Here is a 23,604-nt window from a genome sequence, read left to right as displayed (position 1 = left end):
TTCCTACTCGCGGGCTACCAGGCGGACAGTTCGTCCATGAACTCCTTGTACGAGCGGTTATTTCCGTCCGGCTGCATGAGAATGCCCTTCTCGAAGGCCTTCTCCATGATGCGCGGTGCGTCGGACTCGCGATAGGAAGGATTCCAGCGGTGCTCGACGAGTCTTTTCTTAGGGTCGTTCACTCTGGTGAGATCACACCCTCGGTACCTGGCGTGAAGCGTCCAACCAGAGTTGAGATTAGAGAAGGCCTTGGGGAACTGCATGAGCCATGCCTCGGTCTCGTAGGCGGCCAAGGCGAGAGCGGAGGGGCAGGGGAACGCTTTGCTGAGCTCCGGTGCGATGCGTTCACGTACTTTGACGTAGCGCGCCTCGTCTACGGCATCCAGATCGACGTGTACGACTACGCCCGCAAGGTCTGCCCCGACAGCAGCGGTGTTCACGAGCCTGCGAAGCTCGTCCACACGTGGGCTCAGATGCTTCTCTGCCGTGCTGAGGACAGTCTTCCTTCGGATGTTCACGATCTTCTTGCCGGGGTGCAGGGAGCGGATGAGATGGTGCAGGACTTGCCTGTCGTTCTCGCTCTCACCCGCGACCACTATGACTGGCCGGTTCTGCTTGGCCGGCTTGCCCTTGGGGCTCACAGGCCACCCCCCAGGGTGTTGGCGAACCAGAGTTCGCCGAGGGGCATGCCTTCGGAGGCCTCGATACGTTCACGGACCTCGTCCGTTGTGAGAGCAGGAATGACGGATGCCCCGTCCTCTCCTCGTTCGCAGACGACGAATTCGTCCGGCTCCATTTCATTGACGAATGCCGGCGAGTGAGTGGTGACCAGGAACTGCGCTCGGCGGCTGGCCTCGCGCAGCCTTCCTGCGAGGAGTTCGAGGGCGTGAGGGTGGATACCGTGGTCGATCTCCTCGATGCACGTCAGAAGAGGGGGGTTCGGGTCATGGAAGAGAGCCAGCAGGCAGAGGAGGCGTACGGTGCCGAACGACGCGTCCTGCAGACGAGTGCGCCCCCTCAGGCTGTTCTCCTCGAGCTCGACGGAGAGGTATCCGGCTCTTCCGGGCGTGTCCACCAGGTGGATGTCGGAGATCTGGGGGACCACCGTCCTCACATCGTCCAGCAGCGCTTCCCAAATGACTCTGCGACCATCCTCGTGCTCGTCTCTGACGTCGCGCAGAGTCTTCAGGAAGTCGGCCAGGTTCGAGGCATCATCGCTGAGGTGGTGTCCAGCTTTGCTGATTGCGGCAGGCTGCCGAGCAGCACGTACGTCCGGGTCGAAGACCCGGATCTCCCTGAGGTGCTGCGCCATGTCCCGCACCGCTGCGGCTGAGGGGCTCTCTTGAGGGAGGGGCGAGGCCTGGTGAAGCACGGAATCCATCCGTCCCACTGTGAGTGGGACGGACGCTCCGTCCGCTTCCAACTTGCTGGTGAACGTAAGTGAGCTGCTCGAGAGCTCGATCGAGGTCTCGATCCCGTCTTCGGGGTGCTGAGTGAAGCGTTCCCGCCTGTAGGTCGTGTACCGCCTACGCGATGTCTCTGGCAGGCGGGGGTGGGAGATGCTCAATTCGTAGCGATCGGGTTCTTCAGCGGAGGCGAAGTCCGACCAGACTCCCTCGACACCGACTGAGAGGCGAGACACGGGCCGGCTGGCTCCGCGGAAGGCCAGCACGTCAAAACCGCCGAGGTCATTGAGGGCCGGCTCGATCCCGCGCCGCGCGACATCGCCCAGGAATTCCAAGGCGTGCAGGACGTTCGACTTGCCCGCGGCGTTGGGTCCCACCATGACCGTCAGAGGGCCCAGCGGCAGCGTGATGTCTGTCAGGGTGCGGAAGTTCCGGACCGTAAGTCCGAGTATCCCGTGGTTCAAGCCTCGTGCCCAATCAAGGAGCAGCCGGGCGCAGCTCGGCCGGTTCGACAGGAGTCAGCCACAGCAGACGCACTGTCATGCGTGCGTGCCACGCGGAAGGTTCGGCTGCCGAGCAACACGAACAGTACCTCTCCGGTCACAGCCCTACCAGGTACTTGCGCGTTCCAGCCACTCGGGCTGAAAAGGCGTCATTCCGTGAAACCCCGAGGTGGAAGACCCTGAATGGAAGGGGAAAAGGGCACGGGCAGAGCCAAGGGGGAGCCGCCATGTCCGGATCGTTGTACGTTCCCGTCCTGCCGGCAAAGCCGCACGCCATCGCGGCGTACCAACAGCTGAGTCCGGCCATTCAGCGGGCCGTCACCCCGCTCTGGAACCTACCCCCGCGCCCTGGGCTTCCTCCTGAAGTACTCGCCGGGCACATAGGGCGGGAGGCGCATGCCGTGAGCAGGGCGCAGCGCCACCATCCGGCATGGGTCGACTCCCCGTTTGCCGACGGTACCCAACTGCGCTCGTTCACTGCGGTGCTGTCGAATCTGGGTGAGGCGAGCGCTCTGCGGCCGGTCACCGGGCCGGACCGCCCAGGGTTCCAGCAGGCCGCAGCATTCGAGGCCGCGCGGCGTAGTGGCAGCGGCGTTGGCATACGGATACCCCTCCCCGGCGAGTGGGACGACGACGCCACTCACACCGTCAGGGAATTGCTCGCCTGCCTGGGCCCGGCCGACGAGGCGGACCTCCTGCTCGATATGGGGGCGGTCCGCAGTGACCGTCCCGATGCCGGAAAGGAGGCGCTGCGTGCGCTCGATGCACTGGTACCCCTGGCGCCCTGGCGGACCACCGCAGTCCTCGGTGGCGGGTTCCCCGAGGTGACTGCCCAGATGCTGGAGCAGGGGCTGCGCACGGAGCCCCGTGCGGACTGTCACACCTGGCGTGAGCTGACCGGCAGCGACCGCGGATACGTGACCTGGCTCAGCTACGGCGACTACGGGACCCAGTCCGCACGGAACATCGGCCGCGCGCCGTTGTCCGGCAAGGGAGGCCCTGCCTGGGGCGTGCTCCGCTACACCACGGCCGAGCAGTTCGTCCTTGGCAAGGTACTGGCGCGAGGTGAGGATCGGGCCTCCGTCAACCGGGCGGCAGCCCGGCAGTTGCTCGAACTGCCAGACTTCCGCGGTGCGACGGCCAGCGCGGGCGAGAGCTGGTTGCGGGATTGCGCGCACGGCCGTGGTGCGACCGGCACGGGCAACGCCGCGGTCTGGCTCCGCGTTGGCAACGTTCAGCACATGACGTACGTCGTCCGAAGTCTGCAGGGCTGACCCCGCTCGCACCCCTCGCGGTCTTGCCCCGGTTCTGGGATGCTCAGGCGAGCAGCGGTTCCAACGCCGGCCTGCCGGCCAGGATTCGCCAGGCCGGCACCCGTACCGTACGGGCCACCGGCCCCGCCTTCGCCCCGGTCCCACCGGAGGGGAGTCCGACCAGCAGGTCGCCGCGCGCGTGGTGCAGCCGCAGATGGCGCGCCGGGTCCTGGTCGTGCTGGGGACCGGGGTCGATCATGACCGCCGTGTTCGCCCCGTCCACCGTGAACAGCAGGTCCACGGTGTGCCCGCCGACCACGGCCGCCCGCTCCAGATCGGTGATGCCGCATGTGTCCAGGTACTCCTGGAGCCGGTCGGCCAGCTCTTCGCGGAACCCGGAAGCCGCCTCCGCCCTGACGGCCGTGTCCTGGTCGGTGTACGTCCCCGCACGCAGCACAGCCGACCGCTCCGCGAGCAGCGCGGGGAGTCCCGCCTGCCCCTGCCAGAACGCGTGGCTGCCGACGGTGATCAGCTGAGACTTCGCCCGGGTGACGGCGACATTCCACAGGTTGACCTGGCTCGCCACCCAGTGCGTCGTACGGGGCGGCGTGTTGCCGGTGGCCACCGGGCTCAGGACCATGACGTCGCGCTGTCCGCCCTGGAAAGCGTGCACGGTGCCCACCCTGACCCGGTCGTCGTCCGCCCAGACACGGGCCAGCACCTCCTTCTGTGCCCGGAAGGGAGTCACCACCCCGACCGTGGCATGCTCGGGCAGTCGCGCCAGCAGCTCGTCCACCGTGTTCCGTACCTGCTCCGCCTCTGCCGTGTTGCGCCAGGACTGGCCACCGCCGCCCCGAGCGGACTCGCCGTGCGGCACGTCCACCCAGCCCAGCGCCGGTGCCGGATCGGCCGTACCGAACGGATCAGCTGCCGGGACCTGGCTCCGCACGTCGGTGAGGACCTGCAACTGGCCCGCATAGCAGTAGCCGTTGACGATGTCCGCGATCGACGGGTGGCAGCGGTAGTGCTCGTCGAGCAGCAGTGCCGCCTCACCGTGCTGTGCGGCCGCGTGATACGAGGCGTACACGTGGTAGGCGAGCCGGTGGTCCTCCAGCTGCGCCGCGCTCAGACCGGCCCGCACGCGCGCCTGCCGTTCCTGCTGTGCGGTGATGCCGGGAATGTGCCCGAGCTGCATGGGATCGCCGATGATCAGCGCCCGCTTGGCCCGGAACAGCAGGGGGAGGACCGACGGAATCGAGCACTGGCTCGCCTCGTCGATCACCACAAGGTCGAAGAGTTTGGGGACGAGCTCCAGCTGGCGTACCGAGTGGGTGCTGATGGCCCACCCCCTGAGGTGCGCCATCAGATTGCGCTGACTCTTCTGGAAGCCCGAGCGCTGGCGCAGTGCCTGGAGTCGCTGGCCCATGAGCGACCGCCCGCGGACCATGGCCTCGCTTGCCACGGCCCGGGCGAGCTCACCCGACGCCTCCGACAATCCGGCTGCGCTCTCCAGCCGCGCTTGCTTCAGCCCTTCCTCGTCCCGGCCGAGGAGCTGCGGTACGAGCTCCCGCAGCATGCTTTCCACGGCCAGGGCCTCCGCCAGGGCGAGGAGGAGCTCGGGCGGAGCCGGCCGCGCCGAGGCCCACGCCGGCCAGAGGCCGGCCGGATCCGTGCCGGACGCGGCGACGAACGCGGAAAGGGCCCGCCCTCTGCGCCATCGGCCGAGGGCGAACCACCCGGCACCGGCGGCCTTTCGGGCCCGCTCCTCCCAACGCGCGAGCGCCGTGACCTCGCTGTCGGCCCATGCTGCAGCCAGTAGCTCCACCGGCAGCCCGAGCTCGTCCACCTGCCGGGCACGCTGCCGCAGCAGCTCCAGCAGGCGCATCTCGTCACCGACCAGCCGCGCCGCCTCCGCTCGGTGCGCGGCCGACCGGGAGTGCCGGTTGCGCAGCTCGCCCGCCACGGTCGCCGACCCCCGCCCCGGGGCTTCGATGGGCTGGGCGAGCAGCCGTTCCAGCTTCGCGGCTTCGCGCTCTAGCGCCGCCGCGTTGCCGGTCCGCATGAGCAGCCCCGGCGAGATCGCGTCGCAGCGCTCGGCCACGACGTTCACGGCTTCGTTGTTCGTGGATGCGACCAGTACGGACTGGCCGGCGGCGACAGCGGTCGCGACCACGGCGGTCACCACCTCGCTCTTTCCGGTACCGGGTGGCCCGGTGGCGACGGTCAGCGGGCGGGTCATCGCCGACGAGATCACCAGTTCCTGGCTCTCATTGCAGGGCCCCGGGGCGACGACGAAGGGCGTTTCACGGCTCGTGTCCGCGTTGCTGCCGGCCGTCAGGAGCGCGTCCAGCGCGGTGCCGGGAATCTGCCCGGTCCGCGTGGACATCTGGAGCAGGTTGTCCACGAGGGCCTCGGTCGCGACCCGCTCCACGCCCGAGGGCGCGAGAAGGACGGCGGCGTTGTGCGCTCCCGGCCGCAGCGAGTCCATCACGGACCGCTCACTGAGCGCCGACAGGTCGAGGGGCTCCAACTCCGGAACGCCGAGCTCCGTCAGGAGTTCCCGCACGGCCTTCACCATCTGCGCGCCGTTGCCCTCCTGCCAGGTCGGCTGCCACCGGGCGAGGAGGTCGGCGGCTGCGTCGTCGTCCAGCAGCTCCGTGATCAGCCCCGTGTGCAGGGAGGGCACCCCGCTCGGACGGAGCCTGTCGCGGCCCTCCTCGTCGGGGGCGAGCTCCATCGACTGGATCAGCAACGGCGCGATCTGCACCGCGGTCCGCCGCCGGGCGTCTCCGCCACGCTCGGGGAGGGTGATGGCCGGATAGCCGTACCAGTACTCCTGCAGCCCGGCGCCATCCGCCTGGGCAACCCGGCTCTTCGGTTTCGGAAGCTGGGAGGGAGCGGGCAGCGCGGTCCCGAGCCCGGACTGAATCGTCTCGGCCCCCTGGCCCAGCAGGAAGTACGCGGAGCCCCGCCCACTGTCCCGGTCCGGCAGCATGCCCGACGCGGCCTGCGCACCCAGGCAGTGCACGTAGTAGCGCAGCAGCCGCTGCCAGTCGACGCCGTCGCGGGCATCGAGCCCGGCCAGCGCACGTGCCTTCAGCAGCGCGGGGGAGGCCTGGGCGGCCTGGCCGGCGGCGTCGCGGGGCGGGGCGGGAAGGTTCACGGATCGCGCCACGGAACGGGCGAGCGGCAAGGAGTTCGTCGCCCGGATCGTGGACTTGGTCGGCCGCTGCTCCTGGGGCACGCCGTTGCGCACCATCTGCGAGGTGAGGTACTCGAAGAGGTCGTCCGGGGTGATCCAGCCGCTGTCCTTGATCCGCCCCGAGCGCAGGCCTTCCACGATCTCGCCGGTGAACCGGGAGGTACCGAGGGTGGACCCGGCCGGCGCCATGGCGGAGGCGGTCTGGAGGGCGTCGGAGGCGGTGATGAAGTACACGCCGGTCGGCCGCAGCAGGGTGCTGGGCGCGGGCCGATCGTTCGAGTCGGCTCCGCCTTTGGCGGTCCATCCCTGTACGACCGACCCGCTGGAGCAGCAGTCCAGCAGCACGACCTTCGAGGAGGCCCGGCAGGACTGGAGCATCCGCTCCAGGAACTCGGCCGGCACGGCGGTGCCCGGCAGGTCGTCCGGGTCGGCGTCCCGGGTGAGGAAGTACAGCTGGCCGTCTGCCTCGCAGAACTCCCCGTGCCCGCTGAAGTAGAGCAGGGCGGTCTCGCTGGGCTGCCGAGCCTCCAGGAACTCCTCGATGGCGTGCAGCATCTCGGCGCGCGTCGGTTCGGGGACCATTGCGCAGTCGTTGTACATGCCGATCTCGGTGCTCTCCAGCACCGCCTGCATGTAGTGCAGGTCGGCCCGGACGGGCGGCAGATCGTGGTAGCGGTCGCTGTCGTACGTGGATACGCCGATGAGCATGGCGTACCGGTCGTTGTCACTCACTCCGCGGCCGGTCCGTCCTCGTGGCCGGCCTCCGAGCTACCGGAGAGGAACCGCTCGATCTGCTCGTCGTCGGCCCGGGCCTGCTTGCCGGAGATGCTCAGTGTGGCTCCGTCGGGCCGGGTGACGACGATGGTCCGCTGCGGCACGCGGGCCAGCCAGACCTGGACACCGGCGGCGACCATGGAACCGCCGCTGAACACCAGCCCGATCAGATCCGTGACCTGTCCGCCCTTGGGGATGGGGAGGTCGTCTTCGGTTGCCTGCGGACGGGGGATGTCGAGGGCGGCCTGCGGGTCGGCTTCGGCGATCGCGGTGAGCAGCTCGCGTGCTTCGCGCCGGGCGCGGAGCGGGTCTTCGTCGACGATGGAGATGCGGTAGCCGGCCGGGCCCGCGTGGATGGCGCTCACGTTCACTGTCCCCCTTGATTGCCCGTGCGGCGGACACACGGATCGACGAGGCTATCGGGGGTTGGGCGTGACGACCCCTCGCATAGCCGAAACCCGCTGGTCAATGGCGTGAAACGCACAGCTCCGCCCATACCGTCTTACCGGGAGCGTTGGTGCGCGGTGAGATCGCCCAGCGGCTTGCGAGCCGGGCCACGATCAGTAGCCCGCGCCCCGACTCGGCGTTACCGGGCGGCTCGCGGTGGGAGAGCAGGGGCAGACGCTCGGTGCGGGTGTCGGTGACTTCGATGCGCAGGGTTTCTCTGGTTCCGGTGAGGCGGAGGTGAAAGTCCCGTCCGGGGACGTGGCCGTGGCGCACGGCGTTGGCGGTGAGCTCGGCGGCGATCAGCGTCAGGGTCTCGTTGGCGGGGGAGGTGTACGGGTGGCCCCAGGTGTCGAGCCGGTGGGAGACGAGTCGACGGGCGAGGCGGGCGCCGCGGGGTGAGGAGGTGAAGTGCATCGAGAACTCAAGGGCGTCTGGTGCGGGGGAAGTTTCGCTGTTCATGGGGTCCACGCTTCCGCCACGCCCCTACCGTGGAAAGGGACGGTGCGCTTACAGCGGGTAGTGGTAGGCGATCGGTCTGCGCGTGTAGGCGGGGCGGAGCGTGACGGCGGACGCGGAGCGGCGTTGGCCGATGGAGGTGATGCCGGGCATGAGCGAACCGACGCAATCGGCTGAGGAGCCCCCAGGGCCTGAGCCTGACTCAGGGGCGGGGGTGCTACGGGCCTTCGGCCGCCAGCTCAAACGCTTCCGCGTACGGGCTGGCTTGGAACGCACCGAGTTCGGCGAGCGGCTGGGCTACTCGGTCTCCACCATCGCCGCGTACGAACAGGGGCGCAGGGTTCCGCCGCCGGAGGTCATCGACCAGGCGGATGAGCTGCTGGACGCGGGCGGCGTCCTGAAGGAGATGAAGGAGGAGGTCGAGCGAGCGCAGTTCCCGGCGTTCTTCCGTGACGCGGCCAGGTTGGAGTCGGAGGCGGTCCAGCTCCACGTCTACGACACGCATGTGGTCAATGGCCTGTTGCAGACCGAGGACTACGCCAGGACTGTCTTCCGTTTGTGGCGGCCGCTGTTGGAAGAAGAGCTGATCAATGAGCGGATCGCGGCCCGCATGGCGAGGCAGGCGGTCTTTGCTCGGCGACCACGTCCTCACCTGAGCTTCATCATCGAAGAGGCCGTGCTCCGTCGGCGAATTGGCGGTGAGCAGGTATGGCGAGGACAGCTGGAGCAGATCATCCTCTTGGGACAGGAGCGGAACGTTGACATTCAGGTGATGCCGCTGTGCCTAGAGGAGCATGCCGGGCTGGGAGGCCCCTTCACCTTGATGGAAACGAAGGATGGGCGGAGGATCGCCTACACGGAGGTACAAAGCGACAGCCGCCTGCACACTGAACGGAGCAGGGTGCGGGAGCTGGAGGCCGTGTACGGAACGCTTCGTGCGCAGGCGAACACCCCACAGGAGTCGCTGGCGCTGGTCGAGAAACTGCTGGGAGAGAGATGAACGAGGAGCGGTCGAGGCGTGGGGCTGGTGCGCTCGCCTGGTTCAAGAGCAGCTACAGCGCAGGTGACGGCGGTCAATGCGTTGAAGTGGCCCTGGAGTGGAGCAAGTCCGGCTTCAGCAGTGAGGAGGGCGGCGAGTGCGTCGAGACGGCCGCCTGCCCTCACGGTGTTCACGCGCGCGACTCGAAGGACACGGCCCGTCCCAGCTTGATGGTCAGCCCGGCCGCCTGGACCTCGTTCGTCAGTTTCGCGATCCAGTAAGACCTACCAAGGCCGCTAGGGGTCTGCCTGGACCACTCAGGTGTCCTGGGCAGACCCCCTTCCTTACAGCTATGTCAGCAGTCGCGCTGCCGCTGGCACGTCGCCACCGTCGCGGGCCGGAGGCGTCCACCGGCCAGCAGCGATCTCCGTATCCAGCCGAGCTTGGAAGTGCGCGTGCGCTGCCCGCATCTCGGCCTCGCGGTCTGCCCTGTAGAAGGGGGCGGTGTAGCCGGCGGGGGGTGGGGTGGCGGCAGGGTCTTCCAGGTGGGTAAGCAGGTCGAGATAGTCCTGCTTGGTCTGGCCATGGCCGAACGTGTTGAAGTCGCCTGCGATCTTGCGGCCGTTGGCGTCGAAGTAGGTCGCCGTCTCGTAGTCGTACAGCTGTGGGAAGCGGGATTTGAAGATCGCGGAAAGCTGGTCGGCGGTGATGCCGAGCCAGACAGACACGAGGGCGTCGAGCTCGACGAGCGCAGCACGTCGCTCGTGTTCGGTGCGGAGCGGTGTGCTGTACTCCCAGGTCGACTTGAGGCTGGCGGCAAGAGGCTCTATATGCGGCCAGTCGGGGTTGGCCCAGTCCTCGTAGCCCGCCCAGCGGGGGTCAAACAGTTCCGCCCAGAGCGGGGCGTAGTGGGTGGTGAGGGCATTCAGTCGGAGAGTGCGGAGGAGCAGAGCGGGGGCGAGCGGGTGCTGGGCCTCGGGAGCAGGCATCTTCCGTGCTTCAGCGACCCGGAGGTGCGACCGGCTGGTAATGCGGAGGAGGTAATCGAGCAGGAGGGTTGACCAGAAACCGGCGTTGAGGACGGTTAGACGGTTATCCGCCAGGGCCATGGAGTTCACGGCGTCGACGTGTGCAGGGCCAGGAGGGACGAGGGCGGCCTGCAGGCTGCGGCTGTTGTCGGAGGGGATCATGACTCGCCAGGCCAGCCGGAAGTACTTCGTGTACGGCTTCGCGAGCCACGAGTCCTGGGCTGCCAGGTACGTGGCGTTGTCCGCGGCTTGAACATAGTTGGTCACCGGAGCGTACGACTCAGGTAGTTCTGTCGGGACGAGCGAGTCCCAGTCTCTGTTGCTCCGGCAGGGAACTCTCGGTTCCTTCGAAAAGGGAAGCGCGTGTGCGAAATGTGGGCCTTGGAGGATGACATTCGCGAAGTCGGGGACAGCCTGGTTGCCCCAGCGGATCAGCCCGTCTTTCTTGGCGCCAGCCTCGTCGTAGCCTCTTGTGATCATCGGGTAATAGTCGGCCAGGCTGAGATCGTACGCGGCGAGTGCTTCGATTGCCCCCTGCTCGCCGACGAGGACTGAGTACAGCAGAGCGGTCTGAGCCGCTCCGTCGGCAGACCCCGTCAGTGCATGCCAACTGGCCAGCAATGCCGTGTCCACATGCACCACCCGGTCGCGGTGTGGCCGAATGTCCCACGATCCGTTGTGCTTGATGCCGGGCGTCGGACCTCGGCCGTCGTGAGTCAAAGAGTCGGGGAGCACCTCGGCGTCGCGGAGCTCGCTGAGGTGCAGGAAGTCTGGCTCCTGCGGGGTTCCGTAGATGTGCATTCCGAATACTTGGGCGCGCGACAAGTCATCGAACGCCCAGTTCGCAGAGTTGACGAAATGCGCGTGAACCCGGAGGTGCCGATACGCGGCGGCGCGGATGACACCCTCCCGTACGCCGCCGAAATGAGTATCCGGGTGGATCAAGCCCGCGCTGCCGTGCGGTGCGATGTGCTGCCATACCTGTGCCATGAAGGCCCGATAGAGGTCGCCCTGTGTACCGACGAGAAGCGGATAAGTGGTGGGGCTACCCAACACAGAGACGGCCCCTTCATGGGTGGCCAGTTCGGCAAGGAGGAACTCCCGAGCGTCGGCACGCGTGGCCAGCACGTCTTCCTTGCGGAGGCTCCACTCCGCTGCGCTCGGCTTTTCTGTTAGGACAAACCATGGTTCTAGCTCTCCCAGAACCAGACCCTCCTGCCAGCGAGCCCGTACCCATGGCGGATTCCCCACCTGAAGATCGAACCCACCCCGCCCGCCAAACACCTGGGCGAACTCCAGCTCCCAGTGGAAGAAGCCCTGTTGCTCCGCCACGTCACTCGCCCTTGCCACCCATGGGAACCGGCTCTCCAGCCAGTACGAGCGGTCCATGCCCATCCAGTCAGGCAGCTCGTCTTCGTAGCGCTCCAGCGCGTCGAGCGAGTCGAATGACGCAACCAGTGACTCCGTCGGCACGTCGTGTGTGCCGAGTAGAGCCTCCGCGAAGTCCAGCCAGTCGTTGAGGTCTGCGAGCGGGATCACGTCACGGCGCTGCTCGGCGAAGGCATGCTCGCCCCTGCGGGTGCCCTTCCTGCGCTTGTCGATGTCGCCGCGCTTGACCTCCTTGACCGTGACGTTGCCGAGGAGGTCGATCTCGTCGTACGTACGGATCACTTCACTCGCGTCAGGGATCTCGGTGCCCTGCCCGGACACGTCTTCTGCGCGCGCGTACCGTTCGTTCGACCCGTCAAGCAGACCCACGTCCTGAACCGGCCAGAACCACAGCGCACACCACGCGTCCATGACCTGCTTCAGCCGCCAGTACGGCGTGTCCACCGCCAGCAGGTCCGCTAGGACCTTCTCCCTCGGTACCGCTTCCTTCGGTGAGCGCAGCCAGTCTTCGTCCGCCTCCCACACGTCGATGCGGCGGGAGATCTCCCGCTCGGAGATCGTCAGCCGCTGCACCACCAAGTCCCACAGGTACTCGGCCCGCCGGGCCAAACCCTGAAGACGCGCGGTCTGCTTCGCAGTCGGGGACTTCGTGATCGCCTTGCGCCAAGCGGCCAGTGCCTTCGTCGCCTCCGGCGCGAGCGCCTTCGCCTCCTTCTCCGCGGCGACCGCGCCCCACTCCTTCGCCGGAAGGAGGAAGTGGTGCACCGCACCCTCGGGCAGCGGCGTCCCCGCCTGTGCGTCCGCCAGCGGGTAGCGTTCCGGGGTCGTGCCCAGCCAGCCGCCCTTCTTCAGGCGCTCCGCCGGGTACACCTCACGCCGGCCGCCGATGAGCGAGTTGCCGCGGCGCAGGTGCAGGCCGAACCAGGGGGCCTCCATGCCCGGGTGCATGGTGTTGAGCCACAGCGAGACCTCGGCCAGTTCGACCGCCGTCTCGTTGAGGTCCACGCCGTACGAGTTGTGCAGGGCGATGTACGCCTTGGCCTTCTGGAGCTCGACCGCGTACTGCTCCGTGTCGATGGCCCGGCCCAGTTCCTGCTGCCTGCGGCGCAGGTACTCGGCCGCGACCTGGTTGATCGCCTCGTTGAGGAACGCGCCCGAGCCGAGGGCCGGCTCGCAGATCTTCCAGTCCAGGAGTTCCCGCGCCTCGGTGGTCGTGCCGTCCTGGTCCAGTCGGTGCTGGAGCGCCAGCTGGACGGTGACCTTCGTCAGCGATTCCGGGGTGTAGTACGAGGCCGAGGTCTGCCGGTCGCGGCCCGAGAGGCGGTACACGAAGGAACCCGGGTCGTACCGGACCCGCAGTTCCTCGCCGGTGTCCTTGTGCTGCCGCTTGACGAAGACGGAGTCCGGGTACTCCTCGGTCTTCGACTTCGGCACCAGCCAGGAGCCGTCCTTGGGGTCACCACCCTTGGCGACCTCGTACAGCTCCTCGCCCGCGATGAAGCCGCTGTAGGACATCAGGCCCTCGTACACCGCGCCCAGCTGGTTGATGCCCAGCTGCGCGTACGAGATGAAGCCGCCGCGTTCGCCCTTCTTGCCCTTCGTGAGCATGAGCTTGTGCAGGACCTCGTACAGCGTGGCATTGCGCAGCCGGGTGTCGACGTGACGGACGGACTCGCCCCGGGCGAGGGCCTCGTCCGCGTCGTGGCGCGGGTCGGGGACGGCGTCCGCGCCGATCAGCTGGATCGATTCGCGCTCGAAGAGCTTGGAGTGCAGGGGCTCGAAGCGCAGACCGAGGTCCTCACTGGTCTTCGCCTCCACCGCCTCGGCCGCCACTCCGTGCGTGCGACGCGGCCGGTAGCCGTCCTGAACCTTGCGGAACAGCAGGTCCAGGGACTCGTACAGGTAGAAGCCCTTGCGGGACTTCTCGTCGATGAGGTCCCGCTCGGCCACGAGTTCGCCGAGGCGGCCGAGGCCGTAGCCCATCTGGTACTCGGGATAGTCGGACGGCAGGATGCCCAGCTCCGGGCGGGCCTCTGCGTAGAGCAGGAACAGGATGCGGTACAGGTAGCGCAGCGACTCTCGGGTCAGCTGCTTCCCGAGTTCGGGGAGTTCACCGATGTCCTGCGGTGCTACACCCTGGTCGCGCAGGCGCTCCAGCACCTCGTTGGCGATCAGCTCTACGCTCGTGCGCAGCCCGTCGCGGAGTTCGCTGGAAACGCCCACCGCGTGCTTGGTGGACTTGCCGACGAGCTCGGCGAGGGGGTTCTCGCCGCCCTCCTCCGGCGTCCGCAGCGAGTCCGCGCCGAACAGGGCCGCGACCGTGTCGAGTTCGCCGCCCGCACGGGTGTCGTTGCGTTGCAGGGCCGTGTCCAGGGACACCGCCAGGTAGCGGCCCTCGCCCCAGACAGCGCGGTCGGCGAGGACGATGACGCCGCCGACGAGCAGCAGGACGTAGCGCGGCGCGTCCTCGCAGGCGAACAGGAACGAGGCCAGCTTCGAGCCCGTGGCCAGGGTGTGCGAGCCGTCGAGGGTCACCGGATCCAGGAGTCGGCCCGGGCCGTCGGGGTCCAGGGCCGCGTCGGGCTCGGCCGCCCAGCCGCAGTTCACGGCGACCAGGCCCTTCTCGGCGTGCGCGACCGGGATCTCGTAGGTCTGGCGGGCCCGTTCCACGGTGATGGTGCGCGGCTTGGCGTCGTAGCCGAGGGAGCGGAGCACGTCGGAGTTCAGGGCCAGCACCCGCTCCCGCCAGTCGGGAGCGGCGTACGTCAGCGAGTCGTCCTCGGTGTCGGGCGCGGAGGTGGTGCCGTCGGCGTCCTCGGGGAGGGCGAAGAAGGACCGCGCCCGGAAGTAGTCGCGGCGCAGGGCGCGCAGTCCCGCGCGCGGAGTGACGGGGAGCGCGATGCTCTTCGGCTCCCGCACCGCGCCCAGTTCGTCAGGGGCCGTTTCCTGTGCCGCGTCTGCCGGCAGCCTGGCGGCCTCCTCCCGCTCCTTCCAGGTCTGGAGCAGGCCCGACTTGAGGTCCTTGGGCAGTACCTCGGCGAGGTAGTGCGCGGAGAAGTAGTCGCCGCGGTTGACGAGGGAGTCGTACGTCATGACAGGGCTCTTCTCACAGTGCGGCGGGCGCGGCGGACTGGGGCGCGGGCGCAGCGGGTGGGGCGTCGGGGTCGGGAAGCAGGACCGCGAGGACGCGCAGCATGGGGCGCTGTCCTGTGGTCAGCAGGTCGTCGGCGAGGTCGGTGAGCCGCTTCTTGGTGTGCTCGCCGGCGAGAGTGGGCTGCTCCCACTCGCCGAGCCTCTCCTTGTGCAGCGCGATGGACTCGCGCAGCGGCCGGTCCCAGGCGTCGCGGTGCTCCTCCATGAAGGATTCGGCGGCCGTCAGCACGTCGGGGATGGCGGCCTTCAGAGGGGCGGGGTCGCGGTAGCGGAGCTTGTTCGCCATGGTGGGCCCCACCCCGGAGCTGCGCAGCAGGGAGACCATGTCCGCGTTCACGGTTCCGCTCCTGGTCACGCCCATCCACTTCACGACGGTGGGCCTGCCGAGGCTGTTCGAATACACGCCCTGCACGAGGAACGTGGGCTCTGCGACGCCTGCGGTGATCATCGGGGCTTCCTGGCGGCCGAGCCGGACCAGCACCTTGTCGGTGAGCCACTCGACCACCGGGTGCAGATCGGTCAGCAGCGAGATCTCCGGCCAGCTCGATGTGGAGTCCGCCTCGCGGGCCCGCTGGAGCGAATGCTGGGCAAGCCGCCGGTTGAAGGTGACGAGCAGGCGCTCGCGCAGTCCCTGCTCCCGCAGGTAGTCCACGGGCAGGGCCTTGAGACGGTGGAGGAGGTCGGCGGGGGGCTTGAACGACAGCAGCCCCGACTGGTCGTCGCGGTCGAGGTCCAGCCGGTCGCGGGCGTCGGGGTACACCTCGCGCAGCGCCTCGTCGAGGAAGTGGGCGGTGGAGTCGAAGAGGCGGGGGAGTACGGCGCTGCTCGCGTCCATGCCGCTCGCGGGTGCTTCCGGTGCGGAAGCTTCCGAGGAGTCCTCCGTGGCAACGTCCGCGGCTTCTGCCGGGTGTTCGCCGACCGAGCCGAAGAAGTCCGCGAGGAAGTCGTCCATCACGGCCGCATCCCCGTCGGCTCCGGACTGCCGGGCGTCCAGGGACTCGTCCACGGTCTTACCGCGCAGCAGGTCCTGGATCAGGGACTTCTCCTCGGCCTCCGCCCGGTAGAGCCCGCTGACGGCCTCGGCGGTGCCGAGCGCGCGGTACGCCTGGTCCTCGCGCTCCAGCAGGCGTTCGGAGACGAGGGTGTCGTCCTTGGCCCCTTCGACCTCGCTGGTGAGGATCAGCGCGCGGAACTGCGGCTGGTGGGCCTGCCCGTAGCGGTCGATGCGGCCGTTGCGCTGCTCGATGCGGATCAGCGACCACGGGACGTCGTAGTGGACGAGCTGATGGCACTGGCGGTGCAGGTTGACGCCCTCGGAGGCCACATCGCCGGTCAGCAGGATGCGTACCGGAGCGCCGGCGAGTCCGAACTTCTCCACGACGTCCATCTGCTGTTCGTCGGAGAGGCCGCCGTGCATTACCTGGGTGCAGCCCTGCGCGGTACGGCCCCGGAAACCGAGGGCGGCGGGCAGGACGGTGGCGAGCCATTCCAGGGTCTGGACGCGCTCGGAGAAGACGACGACGCGGGTATCGGAGGAGGGGCCGACACCGATGGCCTTCAGCTGTTCCACCAGCGCGCCGAACTTCGCCGAATCCGCCTCGGTCATGTCCGCGGCCAGCTCCGCCAGGCGGTGCAGGGCGGACAGCTCTGCCGCCGTGCCCCGGGGGTCGTCCTTCTTGCCCAGGGTCTTGATGCGAGCGGCGACGGTGGCCTTGAACGCCGCGTGGGAGGACAGGAACGACTTCAGGAGGGTGTACGGGAAGAGCGGTACCGAGCTCACGGAGGTGCCGCCGTCGTTCGGCAGCCAGACCGCCGCCAGCTCCTCGAAGATCTTCTCCTCGGCGGGTGTGGCCGGGCAGTGCACCGCCTCGGACGGGCCGCGGTCCGCCCACTGTCCCTTCATCTGCTCGCGGACTTCGGTGCTGACCTTCGTACGCCGGATGAAGAGGTGCTCGATGTCCTCGGCCCGGTAGTTGTCCGGGTCGCGGATCGCAGCGGGGTCCAGAAGGCTGATGAGCTCGGCGAAGGACTTCGCGTCGCCGTTGTGGGGGGTCGCGGAGGCGAGGATCAGGGCGTCGGTGCGGGGGGCCAGGGTCTGGGCCAGCTGGTTGCGGAGCGAGCCGCGGTTGATCAGGTTGTGCGACTCGTCGATGACGACCGCGTCCCAGCGGATCTGCTCCAGGTGGTGCCGGTACTGATCGGTGTTCTTGAGGGTGTCGATGGAGACGATCACGCGCTTGAAGAAAGTGAACGGATTGCGGCCGGCCGGGATCTCCCGCTGGATCCGCTCGATGCCCACCGAGTCCAGCCGCACCAGCGGAATCGCGAACCTCGTCCAGAGCTCGTGCTGGAACTGCTCCAGCACGTGCTGCGGGGTGACGACGAGGATCCGCTCCCCGCGGCCGCGGCGGATCAGCTCGGCGAGGGTGAGGCCGATCTCCAGGGTCTTGCCCAGGCCCACCACATCCGCGATGAGGAGGCGCGGGCGCAGATTGGCGCCCGAGAGGGCGAGCTCGGCAGGCCGACGCTGGTAGGGCAGCGGATCCAGCAGGAACGAGTCCGCGAGGGCCAGCCGGCGTTCCGACTGGGGCAGCGCCGTCCGGCGCAGGACGGCTTCCAGAAAGAGACGGGAGCGCCGGTAGTTCGGAGAGTCGTCCGCGATCAGCCGGGTGTCCCGGGGGTCGATCAGCTCGATCGTGTCCAGACGTGTGAAGAACACGGCCTCCTGGTCGCGTACGAAGTCGGACACACCGACCACTTCCACGCGGGCGCCGTCCTCCGCGGTCTGCAGGGAGCTCTTGACCAGCCACACCTCGTCACGGACGAGGACCTGTGCGCCTGCCGGGAACTGGTCCTGCCCCGCCTCGGCCGACACGTCGCCGTTCTGCTCGGAGCTGGTCTGGACGACGGTCACCCGTGGCCTCCTGTGGCGTTTCGTGGCGGATGGGGCAGGTCCTCCAGTATCGCGGGTCCGCGCCCGTCAGAAGGTCGCGGATGCCGCATAGGCCTCGCGTAGCCGCTGGGCGGTGATCCGGGCCTGGGCGGAGTGGCGGGGGCGTCCTCCACGTGTCCTGGCCGGGGGGCCGGGTGCCGGGAGGGGAGACGGGGCGTGGCCCGTGTCGGCGGTTGGCGCTGAGGGCGGCTTCTGCGCCGGACCCATGGCGCCGGCGGCCTCGGGCTGAGGCCTGGGGTGGTCGACGACTGTGGGGGTCCGGCCGGGGCCGGTAGGAGGCAGTACGCGCGTCGTTTCGGTACCGGTCCCGGTCGCCGCGGGCGGTTCCGCCGTCGCCCCGGCCTCCGGCTCTCCGGCGGGGGAGAAGGGAACGGTCGGCGCCTCGGCCGGGTGGAGCAGGCTGTCCAGCAGCTGCGTGGGCGCAGCCGTGTGACTCGTCAGGCGGCGTCGGGCCTGGGCGACCTTGAAGCCCTGCGCCTCGATGACGGCGCGACACTGCTGCACCACACCGTCGAGGGCGGGTCGGTCCTGGGGCTGGTGCGCCAGCATGGCCGTCAGCAGGGGCACGAGCTCGTCCGGCACCCCCGACAGGTCGGGGGCCTTCCCCGGGTCGGTGACCTGGTGGAACAGGACGTGGATGTTGGCCGCCTGGTAGGGGAGGTGGCCGGAGGCGGCGAACAGCAGCACGGCGCCGAGTGCGTACACGTCGACAGCGGGCGTCAGCGGCTTCTCACCATTGGCCTGCTCAGGCGGCATGCAGGACGGGGTGCCGACGACGGTGTTGGGTGCGGTCAGGGACACGCTCGACTCGGCGAAGACGGCGAGTCCGAAGTCGATGATCTTCGGGCCGTTGGGGCCGAGGAGCACATTGGCGGGCTTGAGGTCGCGGTGCAGCAGACCCTGCTTGTGCACGGTCGCGAGTGCCTCGGCAAGCGTCGCCCCGAGCGAGGCCGTGAGCAGGGAAGGGAGCGGTCCGTGGCTCGCCACGTGCTGGCTCAGGTCGAGCCCCTCGATGTACTCGGTGGCCAGCCACGGTCGGTCGGCTTCCGGGTCGGCGTCCAGGAGCGCTGCGATCCGGGCACCCCAGATCGTCTTGAGGATCTCCACTTCCTGGGCGAAGCGCTGCCGCGTCTCGGAATCCACGACGGAGGGCTTGATCACCTTGACTGCGGCGGGCTCACCGCCCGGGGACTCTCCCAGATACACCTGCCCCATCCCGCCGTGCCCGATACGGCCGAGCAGCTCGTAGCCGCCCAGCTCGGTGGGGTCGTGTGGGCTGAGAGGTGCGATCTGCACGAGCTGCCTTTCCACTCGGGCGGGATGTCATCTGGACAGACAGTCGTGTCTGACTGGGCTAGCGCACACCGTATCCATCTGGACGACGGTTCCGTACCGCTGGAGGAGAAGCCCAGGGGAGCTGATGGCCGCTTCAGCCGAGATCCCGGTTGCGTTCCGCGAGACATCGGAGCCACAGCTCGTATGCCTGGCGGGCCTCGTGGACCGACTCGACGGCGAACCCCCGCTCGGCAAAGCCGGCCGCGGCCGCCTCCCGCACCACACGGACCACGTGGTCCGCCACCATGTCGAGGCGCTCGGCATGGGCGTCCCGCAGCCGCGGTGCCAGTTCCTCTCCACGGGCGGCCACGGCCATCAGGTCCTCAAAACCGGTCTCGTCCGTGTAGGCAGAAGGAAGGCCGGGAAGGTCGGCCGACGAGAGATGACGGACAGCCGGCGGCCTCTGCCCGAATTCCTCCTCGCGTCCGAGGAGACGGTTCAGCAGAGTGCGTGTCGCGTCCGTGTCGCGGACGAGTGCCGAGGTGGCTTCCAACGCGGCCAGCTGTACGGGAATGTCTGCGGCTTCCTCGGCTGCGAGCAGCTCAGCCAGTCGGTCAGCGATCTTTCGGCCCGTCTCCGATGCCTCATCGATGACGTTGTCGCAGGCGTCGAGTTCGGAGAAAGCACGCTCGGCCGTACGTACAGCCGCGCGCACCATGGCGGCCTTGTCGCCGTCGAACCGGCCTACCGCCTGCGCCAGCTGTGAGGCTGTCATGGAGGAGGCGGCGGCCAACTCGTCGGCGTGCCGCTGCCTGGCCGTGCCGTTGGGCGTTCCGATTCCCACCGTTTCCCCCTGCCGTGACGATGTTCCCTCTGTAGATCATGGACGGCTCTTCGTGCGCGGGGCAATCCGCGGCGGGAACCCGTGACATCTGGACATCATCGTTGGCCGGAAACATGCACATCCCCATCGCAGTGGATCATCGCGCCCCACAATGCGTCCATGCCCACTGGCACAGCACACACCACCCGGACGAGGACACAGATGGCCGAGGAATACCCGGAATTCCAGCTGCGCCTGCCCCACGGTGGGCCGACGGCGCGAGGTCGGCTGCTCTCCGAGATGGGTACCAACGGCAGTCAGAAGATGGTCGTGCTCGCCGGGTCCCCGGCTCGTCCGGACGTCGTGCCGTCCTTCCCGTTGAGGACACCCTCCTCGCACAGGCTGCGGGTAAAGCTGATCGAGGAAGGGGTGATACGCGAGACCACCACCTGGCCCGGGTGGCTGGAGGTGGTCCAGGACGTCGAGTGCAATTCGCCGTCCGCCGCAGGTGACATTCTCGTGGGCCGCAGCTGTAACGGATGGCTCGAGTGGAAGACCGAGGACGGCCGACCGCTCGCCGATTTCCTCGAACAGGTCTGGTCGGGCCCCAGCCGCGCGTGGCTCGTGAGGGCTGCCCACCCCTGGGCCTCCGACCTCGTACAACAGTTGTGGCTTCTTGAGGGCCGAGTGACCCTCGCTGCCCTCCGGCTGAGGCCGGACGTGGCCCAGGGCGTCAGCAAGGAGCAACTCCGTACCTTTGTCGATGAGGACTACGAATCGACTGCGACCTATGACGAGAAGGTGCAGCTCGTCGACGAACTGCACGCCTTCTTCTCCCGGATGCGGCCGGGGGACACGGTGTGTACCGTCTCCGACGGCCGGCTCTACATCGGTGAGATCACCGGAAGCGTCGAGCAGCGAGTCGCCGAGGACGGCAGTAGCAACTTGCGCCGCCCCGTGGAGTGGGGGAGGGAGGGCTTCCCGCTGACGGACTTGCCTGAGGAACTCCGGCTGCAGCTGTCGCTGAAGCACGATGTGGTCGATCTGACGACTTCCAAGGCCATCATCGACGGTCTGGGCGTCAGCGACGAGGAACTCGTGCAGGAGGCCTTGGACAGCGGGGCTGAGCCCGGAGCCGAGCCCGCGGCCGTCACTGCCCGCCGCGAAGTGGAGCTGCCCGAACCCACGGAGGAGCTGCGGAAGACACTCAACGTGCACCACGTGGAGTGGTTGCAGGAGGTCAGGAACCTCCTGGAGGACGAGAAGCAGCTGATCTTCTACGGTCCCCCGGGCACGGGGAAGACGTTTCTCTCGCAGGAGCTCGCCGAGTACCTCGGCGGGGGACGCGAGCAGGTGAAGGTGGTCCAGTTCCACCCCTCGTACGCGTACGAGGACTTCTTCGAAGGCTTCCGCCCTCGTGAGGACCCCAAGACGCGCGAGGTTGCGTTCCGCCTCACAGCCGGTCCACTGCGGGAGTTCGCCGCGCTCGCCCGCCGCGAGGGAAACCGGCACATCCCGCATTTCCTGATCATCGATGAGATCAACCGGGCCAACCTGGCCAAGGTCTTTGGCGAGCTGTACTTCCTCCTGGAGTACCGCGACCGCTCGGTTCGGCTGACCTACTCGGGCGAGGACTTCTTCCTGCCCCGCAACCTCTTCATCATCGGCACCATGAACACGGCCGACCGCTCGATCGCCCTCGTGGATGCGGCGATGCGCCGGCGCTTCGCCTTCGTCGAGCTGTCTCCGCGCATCGAGCCGACCGGCGGACTTCTGCGCCGATGGCTGGCCGAGGAAGGCAAGGATCCCGAGCCGGCCGATCTGTTGGACGCGTTGAATGCCCGCATCGACGACGCCGACTTCCGGATCGGACCGTCCTACTTGATGAAATCCGGAGTTTTCCGGGAGGGGGGACTGGAGCGCACATGGCGGACCAAGATCCTCCCGCTGCTGGAGGAGCACCACTACGGCGAAGGCGTGGACATCGAAAGCCGTTACGGGCTGTCGGCGCTGCGTGGGGCGGTGGCGATGCAGTCCGGGTATGAGGAGTCGAGTGAGGGGTTCGACTCGGAGTGACGGCCGTCGTTTCCCTCGTCGAGCACGCGCCCGCCCGAGCCTTCCCGATGCCGGACACGGTCGGCCGCGCATTGGCAGCCTCGAAGATCCTCGAAGAAGCCGCCCCCGACTCCTATATGCCGGGAATGTGGCGCCTGCGTGCGGGGAGCAAGGTCGGGGTGGTGGCCGTTGCCGTCCCGGGTGGCGAGACGATCAGCGTACGCATCACTCCCAAGGTGCCCGTCGCGCGTCTGTTCTTCCTGCTCGGCTACAGCAATGACCCAGCCGGCTGGCGGGACGGCTTGGTCGATGTCGCCGAGCACAGCGAATTGCTCCCTGCGCTTGCCCATGCCGTCGAGCGTCAGACCGACCGGGCTCTGCGGCCGGGCCTGCTCCAGGGCTACCGGACCGTCGAGGAGGCGTCCCTGGTCGTACGGGGCCGGATTCGGGAGACCGAGCAGATCAGAAGGCGGTTCGGCATGCCCCTGCCGGTGGAGGTGGCCTACGACGAGTTCACCACCGACATCGCCGAAAACCGGATCCTGCGTGCTGCCGTCGACCGCCTTCTGATCCTCCCCGGTGTGCCCCAGACGGTACGGACGCGCCTGATGCGCCAGCGCGCCCGGCTGGCAGACATCACACCGCTCGTACGGGGACAGGTGATTCCGGCTTGGCGGCCGACGCGTCTCAACACCCGCTATCACCAGGCGCTCCACCTCGCTCAGGTGGTTCTGGACGGGGCGTCGGCAGAGCACCTTCCCGGTGGCCTGCGCATGGACGGGTTCCTCTTCGACATGAACCGCGTATACGAGGACTTCGTGTGCGCAGCGTTGCGGGAAGCACTGCGTCCTTACGGAGGCCGGAGCGCCCTACAGGCAAGGGACGTACATCTGGACGAATGTGATTCCGTCCGGCTACGGCCGGATTTCGTCTGGTACGCGGACTCGGGGACGCCGCGCATAGTGGTTGATGCCAAGTACAAGGCCGGCAAGCGGCGAGGCTATCCGAACGAAGACCTCTATCAGATGCTGGCCTACTGCACTGCATTCGGCCTGTCTGAGGGCCATCTGGTGTACGTCAAGGGCAGCGCGCCTCACACCAGTCACCGAGTACGTCGTGCGGGGACGGTCCTCCACCAGCACGCCCTCGACCTGGACCGACAGCCGGAGGCTCTTCTGGCGGAGATCAGGGAATTGACTCAACGTATGGTCGCGGGTGTAAGGGTCGCAATTGGTCACCGCGTACGGGCCGCCTTGGAGCTGGAAGTTCGGGATTCGAGGAGGAGCGCCCGCCGTGCGGCGTGATCCCAGGGCCCTTCGGCCCGGCTGGAACGAGTCAGCGCATGTGGTTCGGATCGGCTGCTGACGCTCGCGTTGCCCGTTGAGGCTGCGCCCCAGCCAGCGGCTACATGGCTCGTCACCAGCGGCGGCTGGGACCAGCCGGCTGTGCTTGCGACTCTGACACCCGCTGCGGGCCGCCTGCCGTGCGCTGCGGCGGCGTGAGTCAGGCCCCCTCCACGACTGCTAGGTGGTTGCAGAGCTCGTTAGCCGCGCGCGCCACCTCGTCGTCGGGCAGGCAGCTCCAGACCGTGTCGACGCCTTGCTGCAGGGCCGGCTCATTGCTGAACCGGATGAGGTCTGCGGCGTGCAGGCAAAGGAGGAGCGAGGCCGCCTCACCCGCCGTAGTATCGGCCTCCACATCCATGGACCGTGACGCTCGATTGACGCTCTCGGCGTCTGAGAGATCATTTGTGTAACTAGAAACCCTAACTGACCTGCATGTTTGCAGGCTGGACTCCTCGCTACATCTTAACGATGACGCACCACGTGGAGTGCGTGGCGATCCTGGAGCCGATCGCGAAGGGCGCCTGACCCACCCCGCTCCCACGCCCGCCTGCGGGTTCCCTGA

The 23,604-nt window shown here is 68.2% G+C and carries 15 protein-coding genes; 5 read left to right on the top strand and 10 right to left on the bottom strand.

Annotated elements, in window-relative coordinates:
• Positions 1-14: 14 nt before the first annotated feature.
• A complete protein-coding gene (locus tag ACWGIF_RS08410) occupies positions 15-641 on the bottom strand; it encodes a hypothetical protein (RefSeq protein ID WP_453492949.1) in 627 nt (208 codons plus the stop codon).
• Positions 638-1,870, bottom strand: a complete 1,233-nt coding sequence (locus tag ACWGIF_RS08405; RefSeq protein ID WP_453492946.1) for an AAA family ATPase — start codon at positions 1,868-1,870, stop codon at positions 638-640. The genes ACWGIF_RS08410 and ACWGIF_RS08405 overlap by 4 nt, the downstream gene beginning before the upstream one ends.
• A 266-nt stretch (positions 1,871-2,136) precedes the next feature.
• On the opposite strand from ACWGIF_RS08405, the gene ACWGIF_RS08400 reads away from it, so the two are divergent.
• On the top strand, positions 2,137-3,183 hold the full coding sequence (locus tag ACWGIF_RS08400) for a beta family protein (protein ID WP_453492943.1): 1,047 nt from the start codon (positions 2,137-2,139) through the stop codon (positions 3,181-3,183).
• 43 nt (positions 3,184-3,226) lie between these two features.
• Here the strand turns inward: ACWGIF_RS08400 and ACWGIF_RS08395 are convergent, their stop codons facing one another.
• The 3 genes from ACWGIF_RS08395 to ACWGIF_RS08385 all read right to left on the bottom strand — a co-directional run bounded on the left by ACWGIF_RS08395 (position 3,227) and on the right by ACWGIF_RS08385 (position 8,044).
• Positions 3,227-7,096 carry a caspase, EACC1-associated type gene (locus tag ACWGIF_RS08395; protein WP_453492940.1) on the bottom strand — a complete coding sequence of 1,290 codons (3,870 nt, stop codon included), beginning with the start codon at positions 7,094-7,096 and terminating at the stop codon, positions 3,227-3,229.
• Positions 7,093-7,503 carry an effector-associated constant component EACC1 gene (locus tag ACWGIF_RS08390; protein WP_453492937.1) on the bottom strand — a complete coding sequence of 137 codons (411 nt, stop codon included), beginning with the start codon at positions 7,501-7,503 and terminating at the stop codon, positions 7,093-7,095. The genes ACWGIF_RS08395 and ACWGIF_RS08390 overlap by 4 nt, the downstream gene beginning before the upstream one ends.
• A gap of 100 nt (positions 7,504-7,603) precedes the next feature.
• Positions 7,604-8,044: an ATP-binding protein gene (locus ACWGIF_RS08385; protein ID WP_453492934.1), complete on the bottom strand. Its 441-nt coding sequence runs from the start codon at positions 8,042-8,044 to the stop codon at positions 7,604-7,606.
• 148 nt (positions 8,045-8,192) lie between these two features.
• Between ACWGIF_RS08385 and ACWGIF_RS08380 the strand changes: the two genes are divergently transcribed.
• Complete coding sequence (locus tag ACWGIF_RS08380; RefSeq protein ID WP_453492931.1) at positions 8,193-9,041, top strand: helix-turn-helix domain-containing protein; 849 nt, start codon at positions 8,193-8,195, stop codon at positions 9,039-9,041.
• Positions 9,038-9,301, top strand: coding sequence for a DUF397 domain-containing protein (locus ACWGIF_RS08375; protein ID WP_453492928.1), 264 nt, complete (start codon positions 9,038-9,040; stop codon positions 9,299-9,301). The genes ACWGIF_RS08380 and ACWGIF_RS08375 overlap by 4 nt, the downstream gene beginning before the upstream one ends.
• 69 nt (positions 9,302-9,370) lie before the next feature.
• On the opposite strand, the gene ACWGIF_RS08370 is transcribed toward ACWGIF_RS08375, so the two are convergent.
• From ACWGIF_RS08370 to ACWGIF_RS08355, 4 genes are all read right to left on the bottom strand, one after another.
• On the bottom strand, positions 9,371-14,530 hold the full coding sequence (locus ACWGIF_RS08370) for an Eco57I restriction-modification methylase domain-containing protein (protein ID WP_453492925.1): 5,160 nt from the start codon (positions 14,528-14,530) through the stop codon (positions 9,371-9,373).
• Positions 14,531-14,543: 13 nt separating this feature from the next.
• Positions 14,544-17,504: an SNF2-related protein gene (locus tag ACWGIF_RS08365; protein ID WP_453492922.1), complete on the bottom strand. Its 2,961-nt coding sequence runs from the start codon at positions 17,502-17,504 to the stop codon at positions 14,544-14,546.
• A 66-nt stretch (positions 17,505-17,570) separates the two neighbouring features.
• Complete coding sequence (locus ACWGIF_RS08360) at positions 17,571-18,839, bottom strand: protein kinase domain-containing protein (RefSeq protein ID WP_453492920.1); 1,269 nt, start codon at positions 18,837-18,839, stop codon at positions 17,571-17,573.
• A gap of 133 nt (positions 18,840-18,972) precedes the next feature.
• A complete protein-coding gene (locus ACWGIF_RS08355) occupies positions 18,973-19,611 on the bottom strand; it encodes a hypothetical protein (protein ID WP_453492917.1) in 639 nt (212 codons plus the stop codon).
• Between the two features lie 210 nt (positions 19,612-19,821).
• Between ACWGIF_RS08355 and ACWGIF_RS08350 the strand changes: the two genes are divergently transcribed.
• Positions 19,822-21,717: a DUF4357 domain-containing protein gene (locus tag ACWGIF_RS08350; protein WP_453492915.1), complete on the top strand. Its 1,896-nt coding sequence runs from the start codon at positions 19,822-19,824 to the stop codon at positions 21,715-21,717.
• Positions 21,714-23,000, top strand: coding sequence for an McrC family protein (locus tag ACWGIF_RS08345; RefSeq protein WP_453492912.1), 1,287 nt, complete (start codon positions 21,714-21,716; stop codon positions 22,998-23,000). The genes ACWGIF_RS08350 and ACWGIF_RS08345 overlap by 4 nt, the downstream gene beginning before the upstream one ends.
• 199 nt (positions 23,001-23,199) lie before the next feature.
• Here ACWGIF_RS08345 and ACWGIF_RS08340 read toward each other — a convergent pair whose 3' ends face one another.
• Positions 23,200-23,400, bottom strand: coding sequence for a hypothetical protein (locus tag ACWGIF_RS08340; RefSeq protein WP_453492909.1), 201 nt, complete (start codon positions 23,398-23,400; stop codon positions 23,200-23,202).
• Positions 23,401-23,604 lie beyond the last annotated feature (204 nt).

This window comes from Streptomyces sp. NPDC054849 (assembly GCF_053610945.1).
This window is presented reverse-complemented; position numbering and strand designations above follow the sequence as displayed.

Excerpts from the sequence above, each read along its gene's own strand:
- ACWGIF_RS08400 (WP_453492943.1), top strand. The coding sequence starts at position 2,137 with ATGTCCGGATCGTTGTACGTTCCCGTCCTGCCGGCAAAGCCGCACGCC.
- ACWGIF_RS08370 (WP_453492925.1), bottom strand. The coding sequence starts at position 14,530 with ATGACGTACGACTCCCTCGTCAACCGCGGCGACTACTTCTCCGCGCAC.
- ACWGIF_RS08375 (WP_453492928.1), top strand. The coding sequence starts at position 9,038 with ATGAACGAGGAGCGGTCGAGGCGTGGGGCTGGTGCGCTCGCCTGGTTC.
- ACWGIF_RS08385 (WP_453492934.1), bottom strand. The coding sequence starts at position 8,044 with ATGAACAGCGAAACTTCCCCCGCACCAGACGCCCTTGAGTTCTCGATG.
- ACWGIF_RS08340 (WP_453492909.1), bottom strand. The coding sequence starts at position 23,400 with ATGGATGTGGAGGCCGATACTACGGCGGGTGAGGCGGCCTCGCTCCTC.
- ACWGIF_RS08350 (WP_453492915.1), top strand. The coding sequence starts at position 19,822 with ATGCCCACTGGCACAGCACACACCACCCGGACGAGGACACAGATGGCC.
- ACWGIF_RS08380 (WP_453492931.1), top strand. The coding sequence starts at position 8,193 with ATGAGCGAACCGACGCAATCGGCTGAGGAGCCCCCAGGGCCTGAGCCT.